Source organism: Mesorhizobium sp. M7A.F.Ca.MR.362.00.0.0, assembly GCF_004023175.1.
GTDB lineage: Bacteria > Pseudomonadota > Alphaproteobacteria > Rhizobiales > Rhizobiaceae > Mesorhizobium.
In genome coordinates this window covers 1-3,521 of record NZ_RZTF01000532.1, presented here as the reverse complement: position 1 = coordinate 3,521, position 3,521 = coordinate 1, and the positions used below count along the sequence as shown (strand labels likewise).

The following is a 3,521-nucleotide window of genomic DNA, read 5'->3' as shown; positions in this document are numbered from 1 at the left end:
CTTGGCGCCTTGACGCGCCCGGCTTCCGCGGCAAGCGAATTGCGCACAAAAATCCTGCAGATCCCCGGCGTCGGCAAAGGCCAGCCGACGGACGCCGACTTCCAGAAGGTCGGTGAACTCTGCCTCGAAGCGACCAAGGCCAATGTCAAGGAAGGCGAATTCGCCGGCGTCGAGTTGACCTTCATGGGTCTCAACAACCAGAACCTGCACAATGTGCTGTTCCGCGGCTTCCTGAAGCCATGGGAGACCTACACCGGCGCCAAGATCAACTGGATCGACCTGGCGCAGGCCGACTACAACGCCCGCCTGCAGCAGTCGATCGCGACCGGCACCGTCGACTTCGACATTATCGAAATGGGCGCGCCGTTCGAAGGCGATGTCTGCGGCAAGGGCCTGACGTCGGAAATGCCCGACTGGGTCAAGACCCAGATCGATTTCGACGACCTCGTCAGCTATCTGAAGCCGCCGGTCGGCACCTGGGACGGCAAGCAATACCGCGTGACCGTCGACGGCGACGCGCACAACTTCAACTACCGCACCGACGTGTTCGCCGATGCCGACCTCGCCAAGGCCTGGAAGGATGGCGGCGGCGAAGGTGAATGGGGCGTACCGAAGACCTGGCAGCAGGTTCAGGCGGTGACCAAGTTCCTCAAGGGCAAGAAGCTCAAGGACCAGGACGTCTATGGCTATCTCGACGCGCCAAAGCCCTGGGGCGGCTTCGGCTTCTATTTCCTCGGCAGCCGCGCCACCGCTTATGCCAAGCACCCCGACGACAAGGCCTGGCTGTTCGACGCCGACACGATGAAGCCGCGCGTCAACAATCCGGCCTGGGTGCGCGCCATCCAGGACGTCATCGACGCGCTGCCGTCCGAACCCGCCGACCAGATCAATGCCGATCCGAACACGACCGCCTTCCAGCAGTTCCTGGCCGGCACCGGCTCGATGGTCACCTGGTGGGGCGACGTCGGCTCCAACGTCAAGACCAACGACTCTTCCGTCGTCGGCGACGTCACCGGCTTCTCGATCCTGCCGGGCTCCGACGATGTCTACAATGCGAAGACCGGCGCCTGGGACAAGCTTGCCAGCGGCCCGAACTATGCGCCCAACTGCGCCTATCTCGGCTGGGGCGTCTATGTCATGGCCCGCGTCGATGCCGATGAGAAGAAGAAGAAGGCGGCATGGTCCGCCGCCGCCCATCTCGGCGGCAAGGACCTGTCGATCTGGACGGCGATGTATCCGTCGGGCTTCCAACCTTATCGCAACTCGCATTTCGACATTCCCGAATGGGTGGCGGCCGGCTACGACGAGGCCTTCATCACCTCCTACCTCAAATCGGAATCCGACAGCTACAACCATCCGAACGCGGCGATCGAGCCACGCATCCCCGGCATCTTCCAGTACTACAGCGCAGCCGAGGACATCCTGGCCAACACTTTCGCCGGCAAGATGAAGGCGCAGGAAGGCGCCGACGCCATCGCGGCGGCCTGGGAGAAGCTGACCGATCAGATCGGCCGCGACAACCAGATCAAGCTCTACAAAGCTTCGCTCGGCATGTAGGCTGGCCTATGAACCGTGGTCCGGCGGCAACGCCGGACCACTTTAGACCGGCTCCGGCTCTTCGAGAGCCTTCAAACGGGCGAGATTTGTGGCTGACCTGACTTCGACCGCGAACCAGTGGCCGGCAGATGCCGGCCCTTCCGATCTGATCTCTCCAGGCCGCAAACGCCTTGGCTGGGCGCTGATGGCCGTTGCGACGCTTGGCCTGCTGGCGACGATCGTGCTGGAGATCCTCTACAAGGGCAGCACCGATACGATCGGCTTCGAGACCTGGCGCCCCGTCGTCTATGCCTATGTTTTGTGGGGCGTGGCGATCGGCATCGGCCAGGTGCTGACGCGCGGCGAAGACGGACAGCGTGCCCTGTTCCTGCTGCCGGCGCTGCTGTTCACCATCGCCATGGTGATCTTCCCGACGCTGTTCGGTTTCTACATCGCCCTCACCGACTGGAACCTCAGCTCGTTCAGCGGTCGCAAGTTCAACGGGCTCGACAATTTCTGGCAGATGCTGGCCGATCCCTACTACCGCAACGCGCTGTTCAACATGGTGCTCTATGTGCTGGCGGTGGCGGTCGAATATGTCATCGCCTTCGGCTTGGCGCTGCTGCTCAACGCGCAGATCCGGGCGCGAAAATTCTTCCGCGTCGTCTTCCTGATGCCGTTGATGCTGTCGCCGGTCGCGGTGTCGTGGATGATCGGCAAGTCGCTGATGGAATACCGGTTCGGACCGGCAGCAACGCTGGCGCGCCATCTCGGCTGGGAAAATCCCGCCTTCTTCTCCGACCCGATCATCGCGCGCATATCGATCATGATACTGGATGCCTGGACCTTCATTCCGTTCATGATGATCATGCTGCTGGCCGGGCTGCAGGCGATGTCGCGCGAGGTACTCGAAGCCGCACGCGTCGACGGCGCCAATGCGTGGCAGACCTTCTGGCAGGTCACCTTCCCGCTGATGCTGCCGGTGTCGGTGACGGCGGTGATCCTGCGCATCATCTTCAAGCTGAAGCTTGCCGACATCATCATCACCGTGACATCCGGCGGCCCCGGCGGCGCCACCGATTCCGTGTCGAGCTTCATCTATCGCGAATATCGCGACCGCTCGAATGTCGGCTACGGAACCATGCTGGCGATGGCCTATCTGGTGATCATCGTCGTCTTCGTCACGTGGCTGTTGAAATTCGCCAACCGTTTTGTCCGCAATGTCAATTAAAGCAAGATGGGGGTGAATTGAGCCCGATGAGCGTTCAGACCACCGAATATGTCGCCTCGGAAATCCGCTCGCCGGCGAGCTTCCTCGCCAGCCGCGTTTTCATCTATGGCGCGCTGGCCTTCTGGGCGTTCATCTGCCTGTTCCCGATCTACTGGACGGTGACAACCTCGTTCAAGACCGCAGTCGACGTCACGCAGGGCCATCTCATCCCCTTCGTCGACTTCCAGCCGGACTGGAAAGGCTGGCGCTCGCTCGGCCTGTCGCCGGACTCGATTTTCCAGACCTCGACGGTGCGCGAGGAGTTCCTCAAGCGCTTCATGAATTCGGTGATCACCTCGGTCGGCGCGTCGAGCCTCGCCATCGTCATCGGCAGCCTCGCCGCCTACGGGCTCACCCGCTATCGCTATCGTTTCGCCTGGTTCAAGAACGAGGACATCTCGTTCTTCTTCCTGTCGCAGCTGATCCTGCCGCCGGTGGTGCTGGCGCTGCCCTTCCTGGTGCTCTACCGCGAGGTCGGCCTGCTCGACACGCGCATCGGACTGATCCTGCTCTACACGCTGATGGTGCTGCCGATCGTCATCTGGATCATGCGCGACCAGTTCAACTCGATCCCGGTTGAGCTCGAGGAAGCAGCCCTTGTCGACGGGCTGTCGATCTGGGGGGCGTTCTTCCGCATCGTCATGCCGATCGCGCTGCCGGGCATGGTCGCCGCCTTCATCCTGGCGATGGTGCTGTGCTGGAACGAGTATTTCTT

General features: G+C 62.1%; 3 protein-coding genes. All 3 read left to right on the top strand.

What is annotated here, in order from left to right; translation table 11 throughout:
* The coding region (locus EOC06_RS34560) for an ABC transporter substrate-binding protein (RefSeq protein WP_128309915.1) at nucleotides 1-1,557 on the top strand (1,557 nt) is incomplete at its 5' end.
* An 88-nt stretch (nucleotides 1,558-1,645) separates the two neighbouring features.
* Nucleotides 1,646-2,767: a carbohydrate ABC transporter permease gene (locus tag EOC06_RS34555; RefSeq protein WP_128309914.1), complete on the top strand. Its 1,122-nt coding sequence runs from the start codon at nucleotides 1,646-1,648 to the stop codon at nucleotides 2,765-2,767.
* Nucleotides 2,768-2,793: 26 nt separating this feature from the next.
* On the top strand, nucleotides 2,794-3,521 hold a 728-nt coding region (locus EOC06_RS34550), incomplete at its 3' end, for a carbohydrate ABC transporter permease (RefSeq protein ID WP_164898908.1).